The sequence below is a fragment of the Bacillus sp. LJBS06 genome (assembly GCF_016924995.1).
GTDB classification, from domain to species: Bacteria; Bacillota; Bacilli; order Bacillales; family Bacillaceae; genus Bacillus; species Bacillus stercoris.
In genome coordinates, this window is sequence record NZ_CP070483.1 from 3,844,254 (window position 1) to 3,861,069 (window position 16,816).

15 protein-coding genes are annotated in these 16,816 nt (G+C 43.9%); 4 read left to right on the forward strand and 11 right to left on the reverse strand.

Translation table 11 applies throughout. From position 1 onward, the window contains the following. Positions 1-282 precede the first annotated feature (282 nt). A complete protein-coding gene (locus JQX68_RS19515) occupies positions 283-1,053 on the forward strand; it encodes a formate/nitrite transporter family protein (protein ID WP_147772682.1) in 771 nt (256 codons plus the stop codon). Positions 1,054-1,091: 38 nt separating this feature from the next. Here JQX68_RS19515 and sacT read toward each other — a convergent pair whose 3' ends face one another. After that, positions 1,092-1,922, reverse strand: coding sequence for a sac operon transcriptional antiterminator SacT (gene sacT / locus JQX68_RS19520; RefSeq protein WP_069838463.1), 831 nt, complete (start codon positions 1,920-1,922; stop codon positions 1,092-1,094). Between the two features lie 39 nt (positions 1,923-1,961). Beyond that, complete coding sequence (locus JQX68_RS19525) at positions 1,962-2,264, reverse strand: hypothetical protein (protein WP_003222155.1); 303 nt, start codon at positions 2,262-2,264, stop codon at positions 1,962-1,964. A gap of 530 nt (positions 2,265-2,794) precedes the next feature. Here JQX68_RS19525 and vpr point away from each other — a divergent pair. Beyond that, positions 2,795-5,215, forward strand: a complete 2,421-nt coding sequence (gene vpr, locus JQX68_RS19530; protein ID WP_205440396.1) for a serine protease Vpr — start codon at positions 2,795-2,797, stop codon at positions 5,213-5,215. Between the two features lie 36 nt (positions 5,216-5,251). Here the strand turns inward: vpr and JQX68_RS19535 are convergent, their stop codons facing one another. The 3 genes from JQX68_RS19535 to JQX68_RS19545 form a co-directional block, all read right to left on the reverse strand. Continuing rightward, a complete protein-coding gene (locus tag JQX68_RS19535) occupies positions 5,252-6,253 on the reverse strand; it encodes an LLM class flavin-dependent oxidoreductase (protein WP_147772684.1) in 1,002 nt (333 codons plus the stop codon). Between the two features lie 174 nt (positions 6,254-6,427). Continuing rightward, entirely contained in the window at positions 6,428-7,177 is a 750-nt protein-coding gene (nfsA, locus tag JQX68_RS19540; RefSeq protein WP_014665840.1) for an oxygen-insensitive NADPH nitroreductase, read from the reverse strand. A gap of 106 nt (positions 7,178-7,283) precedes the next feature. Beyond that, a complete protein-coding gene (locus JQX68_RS19545) occupies positions 7,284-8,468 on the reverse strand; it encodes an FtsW/RodA/SpoVE family cell cycle protein (RefSeq protein WP_040081457.1) in 1,185 nt (394 codons plus the stop codon). A 474-nt stretch (positions 8,469-8,942) separates the two neighbouring features. Here JQX68_RS19545 and ywcE point away from each other — a divergent pair, with 474 nt between their 5' ends. Next, entirely contained in the window at positions 8,943-9,206 is a 264-nt protein-coding gene (gene ywcE / locus JQX68_RS19550; protein ID WP_003227411.1) for a spore morphogenesis/germination protein YwcE, read from the forward strand. Between the two features lie 41 nt (positions 9,207-9,247). On the opposite strand, the gene qoxD is transcribed toward ywcE, so the two are convergent. From qoxD to qoxA, 4 genes are read right to left on the reverse strand one after another with little or no spacing between them, the layout of a single operon-like run. Continuing rightward, on the reverse strand, positions 9,248-9,622 hold the full coding sequence (gene qoxD / locus JQX68_RS19555; protein ID WP_014665842.1) for a cytochrome aa3 quinol oxidase subunit IV: 375 nt from the start codon (positions 9,620-9,622) through the stop codon (positions 9,248-9,250). 1 nt (position 9,623) lies between these two features. Next, positions 9,624-10,238 carry a cytochrome aa3 quinol oxidase subunit III gene (gene qoxC, locus JQX68_RS19560; RefSeq protein ID WP_069150551.1) on the reverse strand — a complete coding sequence of 205 codons (615 nt, stop codon included), beginning with the start codon at positions 10,236-10,238 and terminating at the stop codon, positions 9,624-9,626. A gap of 13 nt (positions 10,239-10,251) precedes the next feature. Then, positions 10,252-12,201, reverse strand: coding sequence for a cytochrome aa3 quinol oxidase subunit I (qoxB, locus tag JQX68_RS19565; RefSeq protein ID WP_205440397.1), 1,950 nt, complete (start codon positions 12,199-12,201; stop codon positions 10,252-10,254). A gap of 27 nt (positions 12,202-12,228) precedes the next feature. Further along, a complete protein-coding gene (qoxA, locus tag JQX68_RS19570) occupies positions 12,229-13,194 on the reverse strand; it encodes a cytochrome aa3 quinol oxidase subunit II (RefSeq protein WP_010886637.1) in 966 nt (321 codons plus the stop codon). A gap of 513 nt (positions 13,195-13,707) precedes the next feature. Between qoxA and JQX68_RS19575 the strand changes: the two genes are divergently transcribed. Next, on the forward strand, positions 13,708-13,953 hold the full coding sequence (locus tag JQX68_RS19575) for a GlsB/YeaQ/YmgE family stress response membrane protein (RefSeq protein WP_009968363.1): 246 nt from the start codon (positions 13,708-13,710) through the stop codon (positions 13,951-13,953). Between the two features lie 71 nt (positions 13,954-14,024). Here the strand turns inward: JQX68_RS19575 and galT are convergent, their stop codons facing one another. Further along, positions 14,025-15,566 (reverse strand): UDP-glucose--hexose-1-phosphate uridylyltransferase, encoded by a 1,542-nt coding sequence (gene galT / locus JQX68_RS19580; RefSeq protein ID WP_147772687.1) that lies wholly within the window; start codon positions 15,564-15,566, stop codon positions 14,025-14,027. Positions 15,567-15,569: 3 nt separating this feature from the next. Then, entirely contained in the window at positions 15,570-16,742 is a 1,173-nt protein-coding gene (locus tag JQX68_RS19585) for a galactokinase (RefSeq protein WP_147772688.1), read from the reverse strand. Positions 16,743-16,816 lie beyond the last annotated feature (74 nt).

Genomic DNA, 16,816 nt, shown 5'->3' on the forward strand with positions numbered 1-16,816 from the left:
TTTAAACAAAAAAGACCTAAAATTCGCCAACGAATAAAGGACACAGTGATCCTTTTTTCATTTCGCAAATTTTAGGTCTTGCCTGCTTTACCAGTCACAATCCCGCTTATTCAGATTGAGAATACGCTTTCATCATAAAACATGACAGCGTTTTCGTCAACTACTTTTTAGTTAAATAGTTTGATAAAACATGTAGACAAAAATTCGTAAAAAATATTTGTGAAATAGTTCACAATATCATGCTATACTATACTCAATCATGATAGAAAGCAGGAAAAGACCATGGAAACTCAAGCATTGCAAAAGGTTGAACAGTACGCTTTGAAAAAACAAAACATATTCGCTTCAAGCAAAATCCGTTATGTGCTTCGGTCCATTTTGGCCAGTATGTTTATTGGTTTTGGCATTACAGCCGCAAGTAAAACCGGCAGTTATTTCTATATGGCTGATTCTCCATTTGCCTTTCCGGCAGCCGCTGTCACTTTCGGGGCCGCTATTGTGCTGATCGCTTACGGAGGCGGAGATTTATTTACCGGCAATACCTTTTATTTCACCTATACCGCGCTCCGAAAAAAACTCCGCTGGCGCGATACCCTGTACTTGTGGATATCAAGCTATGCCAGCAATTTAATCGGCGCCATTTTGTTTGCCATCCTGATCAGTGCGACAGGGCTTTTTGAGGAGTCTTCCGTACATTCCTTTTTGATTCATCTGGCAGAACACAAAATGGAGCCGCCGGCTTCCGAGCTGTTTTTCAGAGGATTTCTGTGCAATTGGCTTGTGTGCCTCGCCTTTTTCATTCCAATGGCTCTCAAAGGGGAAGGCGCAAAGCTCTTTACCATGATGCTTTTCGTTTTCTGCTTCTTTATTTCCGGCTTTGAACACAGCATTGCCAATATGTGCACATTCGCCATCTCACTTTTGGTCGAGCACCCTGATACAGTGACACTGATGGGAGCAGTCAGAAACTTAATTCCCGTTACGCTCGGGAATCTGACCGCTGGAATGGTCATGATGGGCTGGATGTACTACACACTCAATCCTGATCAATAAAAAAACTTCCAGAGATCACTCCCTGCAAGTCAAAGCGGTTATTCCGAGAGATCTTGAAGACGCTGGACATGCAGCGTGATATAGCCGGCCTCGGATTCCGGCAAATGTAATTGATATTCATTTTTCAAAAACTCCGCCAGCTCCAGCGCACATTGATAGGCAAATGAATACTTTTTTTGGATGAAATAAAGCATCTCCTCGTCCATATGATGGAGCGCTTCATTTGATTCCAACCGGCTGACCGCGTATCGCAAATGCGTGACAAGGCGTTGATAGGAAATGCTGTTTTCATCCACCTTTCGATTAAAGTATTGTTCTATTTTCTCTATCATTTCTTTGATCATGGTCGTATGCTTCAGCGCTGAATACATGCTCTCCGCATCCATCTTGGCCGTATGGATGTGAAGGGCAATATAACCCGCTTCATCTTCAGGCAGAGACACGCCTAATGTCTCTTTTACATGTCCGATCGCCCACAGGCCGATCTCGTATTCTTTTTTATAGAGCGCTTTTATCTCATGCAGCAATTTATTCTGCACAAGCAGCCCATTTTGAACCCTTTCGATCGCAAAGGATAAATGGTCAGAAAGCGCGATATGAATGTGGTCGCTCAGCGGCGCCGCGAGCTCCCCTTCCGCATAGCTGATGATATCCTCAGCTATCTCTATATGCTCCTCCGGCAGTGTTTGCAGGATTTGTTTGAATTTTTCATTCTCGTCGCGCACAACAAAGATTTTTTCCACTTTATTCATAGGGATGAGATCATTTTTCTTTTTTTGAAAAGCGATTCCAGGTCCCATCACGATTTTTTCCTGATCATCCTCTTTTATTAAAGCCGCATTGTTGTTTAATACTTTATAGATTTTCAAGAGGTTATCTCTCCCGCCAATTTGCTTTTGACTGGGATTTTACCTCCTTTTGACCGCCATGTAAAGATGCGGGCCCGCTCTCTCCTGCTTTGGCGATTCCTTGAAGGCTTGCAAACACCTTCTTTTATAAAGCGCGGCGGCTTTCGCTTTCTGTTTTTCTTCCTCATTCACAGCCATCCGCCATTCATAAAACGAAACAAGTCCCGCGGCTTGCACCGCCGCCTTTCTTTGGTATGTACGCTGAGCCGAGTAGACCGCGGCAGCCGCAGTTTTTCTGTCCGGCGTCACCCAGTTCATCAAAAAGACCATCCACACCCGTAAAGATACAAGCAAACGTTTCATAGAAAAACATCCCTCCGCTTCTTTTTGGCAGGCAGCCTTTTTTAGCAGCCCGTTTTCTCAGCCGCAGCCCGCAGGAAAAGACGGCCGATTTCTTTTCTCGCAAACTAGCAGCTCTAGCAAAACTCATGACTCTATAATAGACCGTGGAAAGAGAATTCTTTGTCACAATATGAGTGAAAAAACCAACTAGTTTTTAGAAGTTTTGTTGAAAGCTGAAAGAATTGAAATGAAAATTGGAGAACGGCTTTGAAAACTTTATACACAAGTTATCCCAAAGATAAGAACAACTTAATCACAAGAGATATCCACATGTCCACAAACTCTATCTATATTTTGTATACGAACATTTATTCCCAACTATATATATACACAGGTTTATTCACTTATGCACAGGGTTCTGTGTATAACTCCTTCCTTATACACAAACAAAATCCAATAAATGGTCCAAATGACACAAGGATTTTTTTGAATTTTCAAGAAATATATACTAGATCTTTCACATTTTTTCTAAATACAAAGGGGGAAACACATTGAAAAAGGGGATCATTCGCTTTCTGCTTGTCAGTTTCGTCTTATTTTTTACGTTATCCACAGGTGTTACGGGCGTCAAGGCAGCACCGCCGTCTTCAAAAACGTCGGCTGACCTGGAAAAAGCCGAGATATTCGGTGATATCGACATGACAACAAGCAAAAAAACAACCGTTATAGTGGAATTAAAAGAAAAATCCTTGGCAGAAGCGAAGGAAGCTGGAGAAAGCCAATCGAAAAGCAAGCTGAAAACCGCTCGCACAAAAGCAAAAAACAAAGCAATCAAAGCGGTGAAAAACGGAAAAGTAAACCGGGAATATGAGCAGGTATTCTCAGGCTTCTCTATGAAACTCCCAGCTAATGAGATTCCAAAACTTCTCGCGGTAAAAGACGTGAAGGCAGTATACCCGAACGTCACGTATAAAACAGACAATATGAAGGATAAAGACGTCACGATCTCCGAAGACGCCGTATCTCCGCAAATGGATGACAGTGCGCCTTATATCGGAGCAAACGATGCATGGGATTTAGGCTACACAGGAAAAGGCGTCAAGGTGGCGATTATCGATACTGGGGTTGAATACAATCACCCAGATCTGAAGAAAAACTTTGGACAATATAAAGGATACGATTTTGTGGACAATGATTACGATCCAAAAGAAACACCAACCGGCGATCCAAGGGGCGGTGCAACGGACCACGGCACACACGTAGCCGGAACTGTGGCTGCAAACGGAACGATTAAAGGTGTAGCGCCTGATGCCACACTTCTTGCTTATCGTGTGTTAGGCCCTGGTGGAAGCGGGACATCGGAAAACGTCATTGCGGGCGTGGAACGCGCTGTACAGGACGGAGCAGATGTGATGAACCTGTCTCTCGGAAACTCTTTAAACAACCCGGACTGGGCGACAAGCACAGCACTTGACTGGGCCATGTCAGAAGGGGTTGTCGCTGTTACATCAAACGGCAACAGCGGACCGAACGGCTGGACAGTCGGATCGCCTGGCACATCAAGAGAAGCGATTTCTGTCGGTGCGACTCAGCTGCCGCTCAATGAATACGCCGTCAAATTCGGCTCCTACTCTTCAGCAAAAGTGATGGGCTATAACAAGGAGGACGAAGTCAAAGCACTCAATAACAAAGAAGTTGAGCTCGTCGAAGCGGGAATCGGCGAAGCAAAGGACTTTGAAGGAAAAGACCTGACAGGCAAAGTCGCCGTTGTCAAACGAGGCAGCATTGCATTTGTGGATAAAGCGGATAACGCTAAAAAGGCCGGTGCCATCGGCATGGTTGTGTATAACAACTTCTCTGGAGAAATTGAAGCCAATGTGCCAGGCATGTCTGTCCCAACGATTAAGCTTTCATTAGAAGATGGCGAAAAACTCGTCAGCGCCCTGAAGGCTGGTGAGACAAAAACAACATTCAAATTGACGGTCTCAAAAGCGCTCGGTGAACAAGTGGCTGATTTCTCATCACGCGGCCCTGTTATGGATACGTGGATGATTAAGCCTGATATTTCCGCGCCAGGCGTCAATATCGTCAGCACGATCCCAACACACAATCCTGAGCATCCTTACGGCTACGGATCAAAACAAGGAACAAGCATGGCATCGCCTCATATCGCCGGAGCAGTTGCCGTCATTAAACAAGCCAAACCAAAATGGAGCGTTGAACAGATTAAAACCGCCATCATGAATACCGCCGTCACTTTAAAGGATGGCGATGGGGAAGTATATCCGCATAATGCCCAAGGCGCGGGCAGCGCAAGAATTATGAACGCGATCAAAGCCGATTCGCTCGTCTCTCCTGGAAGCTATTCATACGGCACATTCTTGAAGGAAAACGGAAATGAAACGAAAAAAGAAACGTTTACGATTGAAAATCAATCTTCCATTAGAAAGTCATACACACTGGAATATTCATTTAACGGCAGCGGCATCTCCACATCCGGGACAAGCCGTGTTGTGATTCCGGCACATCAAACCGGGAAAGCCACTGCAAAAGTAAAAGTCAATACGAAGAAAACAAAAGCAGGCACCTATGAAGGTACAGTTATCGTCAGAGAAGGCGGAAAAACGGTCGCTAAGGTACCTACACTGCTGATTGTGAAAGAGCCCGATTATCCGAGAGTCACATCTGTCTCCGTCAGTGAAGGGTCTGTACAAGGCACCTATCAAATTGAAACCTACCTTCCTGCGGGAGCGGAAGAGCTGGCGTTCCTCGTCTATGACAGCAATCTTGATTTCGCAGGCCAAGCAGGCATTTATAAAAATCAAGATAAAGGTTATCAGTACTTTGACTGGGACGGCACGATTAATGGCGGAACCAAGCTTCCGACCGGAGAGTATTACTTGCTCGCCTATGCCGCGAACAAAGGCAAATCAAGCCAGGTTTTGACCGAAGAGCCTTTCACTGTTGAATAAGAAGAAGCCCTGCCGATTGGCAGGGCTTTTTAACGATCAGTCAGCTAACGCCTCCTGCAATAAACGATACGAGCGGAGCTTATCTTCAAAATGATGTGTAATGGTCACCACCATGATTTCCTCTGTTTCATACGCTTTACTCAAAGCTAGTAGCTGCTCCTTAACCTGTTCTTTCGTACCAACAATCATTCGATTTCGATTATCAGCAATTCGTCTCTGTTCATAGGGAGAATACGAGTTTCCCTGAACAGCTTCATACGAAGGAACTCCCTCTAAAGGAATCCCCTGCTCTCCCGCCAAAAGCGTAAAATCGAGGACAGCCCCAAGCTCCTCTGCCTTCTCCTCTGTGTCAGCACAAAGAACAAAAACAGCAACTGCCGCTCGAGGCGTATCTCCTAACACAGACGGTTTGAATCGTCTCTTATACTGTCTGACAGTATCCTCTCCGCCTTCTCCATTGATAAAATGGGCAAACATATAGCCAGCGCCAGATTCCGCGGCGAGCAGCGCGCTTTCTCCAGAAGAGCCTAGCAGCCATACATCCGGAGCAGTTGAAATATGCGGCGCAGCCGTCAGATTCGGAAAACGGTGTTTGTCATCCGCCAAATCATGCAAATACATGGTCAGCTCCTTAATTTGCTGCGGATACTGATCAGAATTGCGCTTACCGCCGTCATTCAGCGCCCATGATGCAATCGGCATTCCCCCCGGTGCTCTGCCAAGCCCCAGGTCAATTCTTCCCGGTGTCAGCCCCTCCAGAACACGAAAGTTTTCAGCTACTTTATAAGCACTGTAATGCGGCAGCATAACTCCTCCTGATCCAACGCGAATTCGCTTTGTTTTCGCCGCTATATGACTGATGAGCACCTCAGGGCTAGACCCTGCCAGCCGTTTTGAAAAGTGATGCTCAGAAACCCAAAATCTCTTATATCCAAGGTCCTCAGCAGCTTGGGCAAGCGCAACGGTTTGCTGTAAGGCCATTTCTGCATTGCAGCCCTCTGATACTGGAGATTGATCTAATATACTTAATGAAACCATCCCTACCACCTCATCCTCATCGTATCACTGATCCCCTAATTTTTCTTCAAAGCCGCTCACACTGCTTATCAGTGTCTCCCATCATTCGCCGTTTATTTGTGAAAGCATGTCCCTATTTGTCGGAATATGTTACACGTGAAACATAAAAACCCCTCCTAGACGGAGAGGTTAGCTTTAGTTTTTATTAAAGCCCTTTTCTTTCACGTAGTCATTTAAATACGTACGCGGCTTCTGCTTCATAAAGTTCAGTATTTGATCGGACCACGTTTCTTCCCGCTGTCCGTTTGTTCTTTCTCTATAGTAATCAGAAATGGTTTTGTCATACGTATTCATAGTATGACGGAAATCGTCTGCGTTCACATTATACGCATTCTCATGATAAACGGCCTGCTTTGGCAGTCTCGGTTTTTTGCCGGATAGATTCGCTGGATGACCTACTGCCAGCCCGAATAGCGGGAGCACATGGTCAGGCGTTTGCAGCACCTCTGTCACCTTGTCCAACTCATTCCGAATGCCGCCGATATAACAAATGCCAAGCCCCATAGATTCAGCCGCAATGCTCATATTTTGCGCTGCGAGCGCCGCATCAATCAAGCTAACCATAAACATTTCCGTATTCTCGAGCAGCTCAGAAATATGTTCCCCTTTTTCCTCAGCCAGTTGTTGATGGCGGTACAAATCCGCACAAAATACAAAAAAGTGCCCGTTCTTCTCAACGTAAGGCTGATTCCCAGCAAGCACAGACAGCTCACGTTTTTTCTCAGGATCAGAAACCCCGATAATCGAATATGCCTGCACATAACTGGATGTAGACGCAGCCTGCGCACTTTTCACTAATGTATCAATTTCTTCAGCTGTCAAAAGCTGATCAGTAAAAGACCGGATTGACCGATGATTCAAAATGGTTTCGATTGTGTTATTCATCACAAGAACCTCCTTATCTCTTTTTATCATATCCGAAAAAAAGTATTCCCAAAAGTGAAATGCTCTGCACAAAAAAAAGACAACCTCTGAAAAGGCTGTCTTCATCTTAAGAATTAAAGAGATAACTTCTGTATTTCGTCAGCTGCACACTCGCATTATACACAATCCCAAATCCAATTAACGTGGAAAGTGTCGAGCTTCCACCGTAGCTGACAAACAGCAACGGAATTCCGGTAACAGGCATAATGCCGATGTTCATTCCGATATTCTGGAATGTGTGGATGACAATTAACGCCGTATAGCCAACGCAAAAGAAGGAAGCAAAACGGTTAAACGGATGTATTTTGTCTATCAGAACCACAAGCCTGTAGATTAAGAAGAAGAACATAATGACAACAATTGCACAGCCTATAAAGCCAAAGCTTTCACCCAAAATGGCGAAGATAAAGTCGGTCTGTCCTTCTGGTACATACACCTTCAAATTGTGAACGCCATTTCCGACAATGCCGCCTGAGCCGATAGCCATAACAGCCTGATCAACCTGCCAGCTGCTATTTGCATCTTCCTGAGTTGTTCCATTTGTATCAGAAACCCAGGATGTTACCCTCTTTATTTGATACTCTTGAATCCCAACTGATTTAGCAGCATCAGGAAAATTAATCATCACTAACAAAATAAGAGAAATAAGTAAGATACCAGAACCACCAATGATTGCAATCAGCTTCCAGTTTACTCCTGACATAAAGATCATAACAATCACAATAAACATACATATCCCGGCTGTACCAGCATCCTGAAGAAGGATAAGTCCGATCGGCACTACCGATACACCTGCAATCTTAAGCAAAAGATGCACATCATCTCTGAGCGTTCGGATTTTTTTAGGGCTTGCTTTTGAAATCACTGAGGCTACCATCATCATGAGCCCGATTTTCATAAATTCAGAGGGCTGTAACGTTACAGAACCAAACTGAAACCAGCTTTTTGCACCGTTTTTCACTGGTGCAATAGACTCAGGACTGACTCTCAATATCAAAAGAAGCAAAATCCCGAATAAAAATACATATAAACTCAATTTTTCAAGCTGCTCCAAATCGAAATACAGCAGTACCGAAATGGCAATAGCCCCCAAAGCATAATAAATAATTTGTTTCGTCCAGGCATTATCTCCATACTGCCCAAACTGACCGGCAGCATAAATCGCCAATACGCTTATAATAAAAAACACACCAAATATAAAAATCAAATCCCCCTGGTAAAAGGGACTTTGCTGTTTCTTATATCGACTCATTCTATCCCGCCTTACATTTTCATCGGAAAATCACTAATGTTTATTATACATGAACCACGTTCAAGATGACACGTGAAGCTCGCTTCCTTTTAAGTTTTTTCCGCACTTGTGACGCTTTTCAGCTACACGACATATGACGTATGATAAACCGAAATGTTTCGATTGACACAAAACTTTTCAAATGAAAAAAACTCCATTTCGAAAGAGATCATTAAAAAAAGGAGGTGATGATGTGTTCCGTTCTCAAAAGAGACTAAAACATTAGAGCCCGGTGCCCATACATTCTCCTAGCAAATTAAGCAAAAAAAATAAGACGATAGATGCAGTCCATTTCTGCAAAAATACGTATCAATTTCTGGAAAACATGGTATAATAATTGTAACAGAATGTTCACAAAACAACCACAAAACAGACACAACTCAGTTCCTCTATTTCATTTTTGTAAACGTTATCACAAAATGAAAGGAGACGGGTATGATGGACATGTTTTTCGCTTACTTATTGGTTGCCAGCGCAACGCCTCTCTTTATTTGGCTTGATAACAAAAAAGTCGCACTCTCAGCTATTCCGCCAATCATCTTAATGTGGGTATTCTTCTTCTTTTACGCAACAGAAAGCCTTTCTCCACTAGGACACACTCTCATGATTATCTTGTTTGCCGTCAACGTCATAGTCGCTCATATCGCTGCATTTATCATTTACGGTCTTCCGTATCTTCGCAGAAAGCGAAGCAGCTGAAGACAGCAAAAAACCCTCTTCTAACGAAGAGGGTTTTTGTATTATTCGTTGTGGCCTGAGTGCTCTGAGTGTTTAGCGCCTCCAGGAGGATTTCCGTCCATATGGTCACCATGGTGATAGTGAGCCGCGAAAATCCAGATGGAGCCAAGTACGATAACGATCGCGCCAAAGAATCCGAACAGCGTGTTTCCGACTTGGATTGTGCCGTTTTCGCTCTCTGTCATGTGCATGAACATGAGAAGCTGCAGCGCCGCCTGAATGAAGGCGAAACCGAAGATAATCCAAAGTTTTGCTGATGAGCTCAGGTCAGTGTACACCGCTACCCATAGAGCCAGCAGGGTCAAAACGATAGACAGTGCAAAACCTACAATGTGCTTCCATGGAAAGTGACTGTGTTCAGCAGATTTGTTTGCCATTTTACAGACCCCCCAATCCCATGAGATAGACACCTGTAAAGATGAAAATCCATACAACATCTAAGAAGTGCCAGTACAAGCTTGAGATAAAGATTTTAGATGAAGTTTGCGGAGTTAAGCCGCGTTTCTTCAACTGAATCAGAATTCCGGTAATCCAGAAAATACCGATTGTTACGTGAGTTCCGTGAGTTCCAAGTAAAACAAAGAATCCAGACCAGAACGCACTTGTACTGAGAGCCGCTCCTTCATGTACATAATGGACAAACTCGCTGATCTCGCATCCGACGAAGCCGGCACCGAGAAGAAGAGTGATAATTGTCCAAATGACGACGCCTTTTAAACTTCCGCGGCGCATTTCATGAACAGCGATCCCGCAGGTAAAGCTGCTGATAAGCAGCAAGAACGTCATAATCATTACCAGATTGACTTCAAATAGTTCGTCTGGCAAGACACCTCCAGCTGTTCTGTTTTTAAGAACGAAGAAGGTTGCAAATAGTGTTGAGAACAACACAATTTCTGCCCCTAAAAAGATCCAAAACCCGAGAATATTTAGTCTGCCGGTTTCAGATTGATATTCCATAGGCGCGTTAGAATTGCCGTGTTCTGCATGTTCCATAACTCACGCCTCCTTATTCGGAAATCTTTCTTTCCGTCTCTTTTATTTCATCAACACTAATGTAGTAGCCGTTGTCGTATTCGAATGAACGCAGAACCATGCAGAGCAGGACTCCGATCAATCCGACTACGCCCATCCAGTACCATTCAAAGACAAGTCCAAAGCCTGCAAGACCGAAGGCAACAGACATAAAGAATGGTCTGCCTGAGTTGCTTGGCATATGGATTTTCTTGAATTTGCTTTCAGGGTATAATTCAGTTTTTTCTTCTTTCATATGCAGGAATGCATCTTGAGATTTGACTTCAGGAAGCACCGCAAAGTTGTAATGCGGCGGAATCGCAGAAGAAGTCGCCCAATCAAGCGTACGTCCCACACCCCATGAATCTCCGCTGATTTCACGAGTAGAGTAACGGAAGCTGTAGTAGATGTTATAGCAAAGGATTAAGAATCCTACACCCATCATGAAAGCTCCGACAGTTGAGATAAAGTTCAATGTTGTCCAGCCATCGTTTGGTCCGTATGTGTAAATACGGCGAGGCATGCCTTGAAGCCCCAAGAAATATTGAGGGAAGAAACATACATTGAAACCGATCATAAAGATCCAGAAGAACCATTTTCCGATTCTTTCGTTCAGCTTGTGGCCGAACATTTTTGGATACCAGAAAATAAATCCGGCGAAACAAGCAAATACAGTACCCGCGATCAGCACATAGTGGAAGTGAGATACAAGAAAGTACGTATTATGGTATTGATAATCCGCTGCTGCCATCGCAAGCATAACCCCTGTAACCCCGCCGATAACGAAGTTAGGAATGAACGCAAGCGCCCACAGCATAGGTGTTGTAAAGCTGATTCGGCCTTTATACATCGTAAAGAGCCAGTTAAAGATTTTAACCCCGGTTGGGATTGAGATTGCCATTGTCGTAATTGAGAAGAATGAGTTAACGGACGCACTGTTCCCCATTGTGAAGAAGTGGTGAGTCCAAACTAAGAAACTCAATACAGAGATGGCGATAATAGAACCAACCATCGCTTTGTAACCAAACAATTGTTTTCTTGCAAAGTTTGAGATGATTTCTGAGAAAATACCAAATGCCGGAAGAATAACGATATATACTTCAGGATGTCCCCAAATCCAGAACAAGTTAGCCCAAAGCATCGGCATACCGCCTGCTTCCAATGTGAAAAAGTGAGCACCGAACAAACGATCAAATGATAAAAGTGCTAATGCTACTGTAAGTACAGGGAACGCAAACACGATAATAACCATTGTGATCAGTGTTGTCCATGTGAACATTGGCATACGCATTAATGTCATGCCTTTTGTTCTCATTTTTAAGATTGTTACCATAAAGTTGATCCCTGTCATCAGGGTACCGATACCGGCAATCTGAAGTCCGAGGAGATAGTAGTTCTCACCCGGCCCAGGGCTCATGTCGTTACTTGCAAGCGGCATATAACTCGTCCAGCCTGCGTTCGGAGAACCTCCGATTACGAATGAAATATTGAAAAGCATCGCACCTACAAAGAACGTCCAGAAGCTCAGGTTGTTCAAGTAAGGGAACGCAACGTCGCGAGCACCGATTTGAAGAGGTACAACAACGTTGATAAGACCGATTAAGAACGGCATCGCCATGAAGATGATCATGATTGTACCGTGAGTTGTAAAAATTTCATTATAGTGGTTTGAGTCTAAAAAACTGTTATTCGGAAGCGCTAGCTGGGCACGCATCATCAGACCGTCGACACCGCCGCGGAATAACATAATTACAGCAGATATAATATACATGATTCCGAGTTTTTTATGGTCAACAGTAGTTATCCATTCAGACCAAAGCCATTTCCACTTTTTGAAGTAAGTCAGTACAACAATGATGGCAATGGTTGAAAGCGCAATGGAAACTTGTGCGCCCAGAATTAATGGGTCACCAGTTACGAAAAATTCGTCCCATTTCATTTTCATGCGGGCTTCCTCCTTTCCTGATCAATATCATTCTTCTGTATCATCAGACTTCTTAAATTCGTTTTTCTTTACGTTTTCAAACGGATCTGTTTTAGAGTGCGGTGAAACGGCTTGATAGCCAAGGCGTTTGCGCGCCTCCATCGCGTACTCAGCGTCTTGTCCGTGATCAACGTATTTCAGGTGAGTAGAAGAGAACGTTAATTCGTCCACATTTTCAGGAAGCATCAATTCATCATACTTCTCTTTTGTCAGCTTAGGAGCCTCGTTCTGAGTCTTTTTCACCCAGCTGTTAAAGTCTTTTTCTGTGACTGCATTCACATCAAACTCTTGGTCTGCAAAATGTTCACCTGTGAAGTTCGCATTGCGGCCTTCGTAAGTACCCACTTTATCAGCCTGTAAGTATTGATCCATCAGCATTCCGGCCATCGCATATTTTTGCCCTCCAAGCTGAGGAATCCATAGCGAAGCCATTGAATCTGCAGATGAGATTTTGAACAAGATCGGGCGGTCGACAGGAATGTTTAAGTAGTTGACCGTTTCAATATCCTGTTCAGGGTAGCTGAATACCCATTTCCAGTCTACCGAAGTAGCGTAAACAACAAGAGGCTCTTTGTCTTTTGTTGCTTCAGGAGCTTTTTCTAACGAATATATCGTCTGTACTGTTGGCACAGAAAGTGCAATGACGATTAAAATTGGGATCACTGTCCAGACTACTTCTAAAAACGTGTTACCGTGAATTTCTGGGTTATAAGATCCATTATCTTTGCCTTTACGGTCGCGGTATTTTACTAAAATAATGGTAAATAGAACAAAGACGACCCCGACGATAAACAGCATAAATCCGATAGATAACAGGATTAAATCACTTTGCTGTTCAGCTACAGGCCCTTTCGGATCTAGTACTGAAGCATTGCTGCATCCCCCAAGGACGAAAACCACAGTTAACAGCGCTAATACAAGCAACGGTTTTAATGCTCTGAACAAGAAGATCACCATCCTTCCTATTGATGTAATAAATCTGAAGTGCATACTTCCTCAAAATCTTTTCTCTACTTTGTTATGCTATCAAAAAGTTCACTTATTAGCTTTATTTTTTTATAAACTTCATCCCATTTTCGCTTAAATGTCATAAAATCGACAAAAATTGCTCCAACTTTATTCACATCTATCGCTTAAGATGAAAAGTTTCTAGTTATTTCCGCATATAAAGTAAAGAAAGATGATGAAGAACTAATTCTGACAAATTAAGGTTTACCACAATAAAAAACTTAGGTCAATCAAAAGTTTCATTTTGTTAAACTTTCTAGATAGGAATTATTTTTTCCTTGTCTAGCATCTTTTCACATGGTTACCATTTTAACGCATCAAATATTGAAAGAAAAGGCTCAATGAAGAGCCAATATGCTCTGAATTGTCCGTATTTTTCAAAGAGAGCATCCAGTTGTTTATCTTATACAAAAATGAGGAATGATATAAGCAAATAATAAAAATAGGATGTGTTGCATGATGAGTTTTCTTATTTCACTTATCGTAGCTATTATTATCGGATGGCTTGGAAGCCTTTTTGTAAAAGGAGATATGCCCGGAGGAATTATTGGGTCTATGATCGCAGGTCTTATTGGCGCCTGGATCGGTCACGGGCTGCTTGGAACATGGGGGCCGCACCTAGCCGGATTCGCCATTATTCCAGCGGTAATCGGCGCAGCCATTGTTGTCTTTCTAGTAAGCCTGTTAACCAGAAAAAGAGGATAAATGCAACAGCACCCGAGGCGTCAGCGCTTTGGGTGTTTTGTTTTGCCATAAAAATCGAAAAAGCCTCAACCTTAGCGGTTGAGGCTTTTGACTGGTTTGGCGCCCAACTGATCGATGAACGTTCTGAAGGCCTGTTTTCCCTCTGTTGTCTGCTTAAATACACCGGCGTGTTCAAGAATGCGAGCGAATACATGTCCCAGCTCTTCCTTTATGACTAGATCTGCATTCTCTTTCGTTATGGTTCTTTTTTCCATCATTCGAAGAGCCCATTCACTATGTTTTGCCGTGAGCGGATTTTGTTCTAAGGCTGTTTTCGGATCAGCAGAGCATAGCGCCGCTGCCGTTTCTTTCATTTCCTCCTGTAAGCGGCCAGGCAATATCGCCAATCCCATGACCTCAATCAGGCCGATATTTTCTTTTTTAATATGGTGGACTTCCTGATGAGGATGAAATATTCCTAATGGATGCTCCTCATTCGTCCGGTTGTTCCTCAGGACGATATCGAGTTCGTACAGGTCTCCCCTGCGCCGCGCAATCGGTGTGACTGTATTATGGGGCGTATCGCCTGTATAGGCGGAAATGCCGGCTTTTTCATCAGAATACGTTTGCCACGTGCGGAAGATATGATCAGCAGCTTCAGCGACACGATCCGGTTTGTCTCCTCGGAGCCTGAGCACAGACATCGGCCACTTCACTAAGCCCAGCGACACGCCGGGATAATCATTTAAGTCATAAACGTCTTCCGCTTCTGCACGTGCCATTGGAAAGTCATGTGCGCCGCCTTGGAAATGATCATGGCTTAGGATGCTGCCGCCGACAATCGGGAGATCCGCGTTCGAACCGATAAAATAATGCGGATATTGCCCAAGAAATGACATCAGCCTTTCAAATGTTTTTTTGCTGATCTCCATCGGTTCATGTTCACCTTTTAAGACGATGCAATGCTCTGGATAATAGACGTATGGCGAGAATTGCAAAAACCATTGTTCGTCTTGAAGGATGACTGGAATGATTCTGTGATTTTGCCGGGCTGGATGATTCACATTTCCCTCAAACCCGACATTTTCTTTACACAGCAAACACATCGGATAATTTGTCTGCGCCTGCTCTTTTGCAGCCGCAATCGCTTTCGGGTCCTTTTCAGGCTTGGATAGGTTAATGGTCATTTCCAGCTCGCCATATTCGGTCGGTACTGTCCAATGAACATTTTTGGCGATTCTGTCAGTACGTATATAATAGACATCCTCTGAATATTGATAGAATTCCTTTGTCGCCTGTTTTGGACCGTATAATGCTTTTGTTTCTTCAAACTTGCGAATGACCTCGGATGGAGCAGGTACAAAACAGCCCATCAGCTTTGCGCTAAGCAGGTCACGGTACGTATCTGTATCCGCTTCCATTCGGCCGGTTTCCGCAGCCCATTTATAAATGGGAGCGAGTAAGTCCGGAAGGCTTTGTGACTGCTTAATAGAGGTGCTGGAGACCGGCTCGGGATGTGTGATGCCCAGCGCTTCATAAAGACGGTTTCTCGTATATTCCCGATCCCAGATTGAAATCAGTTTTCGTTCTAGGCCATACTCAAGCAGCTGTTCTAGATGTTCTACAATACTCATGTGTCACTCCCCCTTTAGTTCTCTTGCACCTTCTCCGATATCAGCGACATAAAAATCCGCTTGGAGCCCTGTTTTTTCTTGATATCTGTCTCCAACTTTTTGAATAAAATCATCCACAAACGCATCTTTTACAATGCTGATGGTGCAGCCGCCGAAGCCCGCGCCCGTCATTCTTGATCCAATTACACCTTCGTGATCCCACGCCGCAAACACAAGCTCATCAAGTTCAGGGCATGTTACTTCATAGTCATCCTTCAATGAAAGATGGGATTCCTTCATTAAACGCCCGATCTCATCTATATTGTTTTCTTTGAACATATGGGCTGTCTTGATGGCACGGTGATTTTCGTATACAGCGTGCTTTGCCCGTCGTCTGTTCGTTTCATTTTGGATCAGGCTGGAATGCGCATCGAAATCAGAAGGCGTGACGTCGCCCAGCGAGGCAATATCGAGGCCTTTTTGCAGATCAAGCAATGCATCGTTGCATTCTTGGCGTCTCGTATTATAGCTTGAGTCTGCCAATGTCCTTTTTTTGTTCGTATTCGCGATGACCAGCGCGAGGCCAGAGACATCGAGCTTGCTATATTCATAGTCAAGCGTGTCGCAGTTCAGCAGCATCGCATGATGTTTTTTCCCCATTCCAATTGCGAATTGGTCCATAATCCCGCAATTGACGCCGATAAAGTGGTTTTCCGCATGCTTCGCCATTTTCACAAGCTCAAGCGCATCTACTTCAGGATGAAAATAGCTTTGGAGGACGACTCCCATCAGCAGTTCAATAGAAGCGGACGACGACAGCCCCGCCCCGTTTGGAATATTTCCTGAAAATACAATGTCAAAGCCATGGGGAACAGAATAGCCCCTCTGCTGGAATTCATAAATAACGCCTTTCGGGTAGTTCGCCCAGTCGTCTTCTTTTTGATAGTGAATGTCGCCAAGGCTGCACTCCTTGATGCCTGCGTTTTTAAAGTTATCTGAATACATCCGGACAAGCCCGTCGTTTCTTTCTGCAACAGCAGCATATGTACCCATTGTCAGCGCGCACGGAAATACATGCCCGCCGTTATAGTCTGTATGTTCTCCAATCAAATTCACTCTTCCAGGTGCGAAAAAAAACCGTAACCCCTCTTTTTCTCCGAATACACTTGCAAATATCCCCTTTAGCTCTTCCCGCATGTGCAATCACCTTTCTGGTTTTTATTTTTTATTCCCTTTATTTCTTCAGAGAAAACGGTAGATCATATGCTGCT

What these genes read in the sequence shown, in the direction of transcription:
- JQX68_RS19515 (WP_147772682.1), top strand. Translation starts at nt 283, where the DNA reads ATGGAAACTCAAGCATTGCAAAAGGTTGAACAGTACGCTTTGAAAAAA.
- JQX68_RS19525 (WP_003222155.1), bottom strand. Translation starts at nt 2,264, where the DNA reads ATGAAACGTTTGCTTGTATCTTTACGGGTGTGGATGGTCTTTTTGATG.
- JQX68_RS19535 (WP_147772684.1), bottom strand. Translation starts at nt 6,253, where the DNA reads ATGGTTTCATTAAGTATATTAGATCAATCTCCAGTATCAGAGGGCTGC.
- nfsA (WP_014665840.1), bottom strand. Translation starts at nt 7,177, where the DNA reads ATGAATAACACAATCGAAACCATTTTGAATCATCGGTCAATCCGGTCT.
- JQX68_RS19545 (WP_040081457.1), bottom strand. Translation starts at nt 8,468, where the DNA reads ATGAGTCGATATAAGAAACAGCAAAGTCCCTTTTACCAGGGGGATTTG.
- ywcE (WP_003227411.1), top strand. Translation starts at nt 8,943, where the DNA reads ATGATGGACATGTTTTTCGCTTACTTATTGGTTGCCAGCGCAACGCCT.
- qoxD (WP_014665842.1), bottom strand. Translation starts at nt 9,622, where the DNA reads ATGGCAAACAAATCTGCTGAACACAGTCACTTTCCATGGAAGCACATT.
- qoxC (WP_069150551.1), bottom strand. Translation starts at nt 10,238, where the DNA reads ATGGAACATGCAGAACACGGCAATTCTAACGCGCCTATGGAATATCAA.
- qoxB (WP_205440397.1), bottom strand. Translation starts at nt 12,201, where the DNA reads ATGAAAATGAAATGGGACGAATTTTTCGTAACTGGTGACCCATTAATT.
- JQX68_RS19575 (WP_009968363.1), top strand. Translation starts at nt 13,708, where the DNA reads ATGAGTTTTCTTATTTCACTTATCGTAGCTATTATTATCGGATGGCTT.
- galT (WP_147772687.1), bottom strand. Translation starts at nt 15,566, where the DNA reads ATGAGTATTGTAGAACATCTAGAACAGCTGCTTGAGTATGGCCTAGAA.
- JQX68_RS19585 (WP_147772688.1), bottom strand. Translation starts at nt 16,742, where the DNA reads ATGCGGGAAGAGCTAAAGGGGATATTTGCAAGTGTATTCGGAGAAAAA.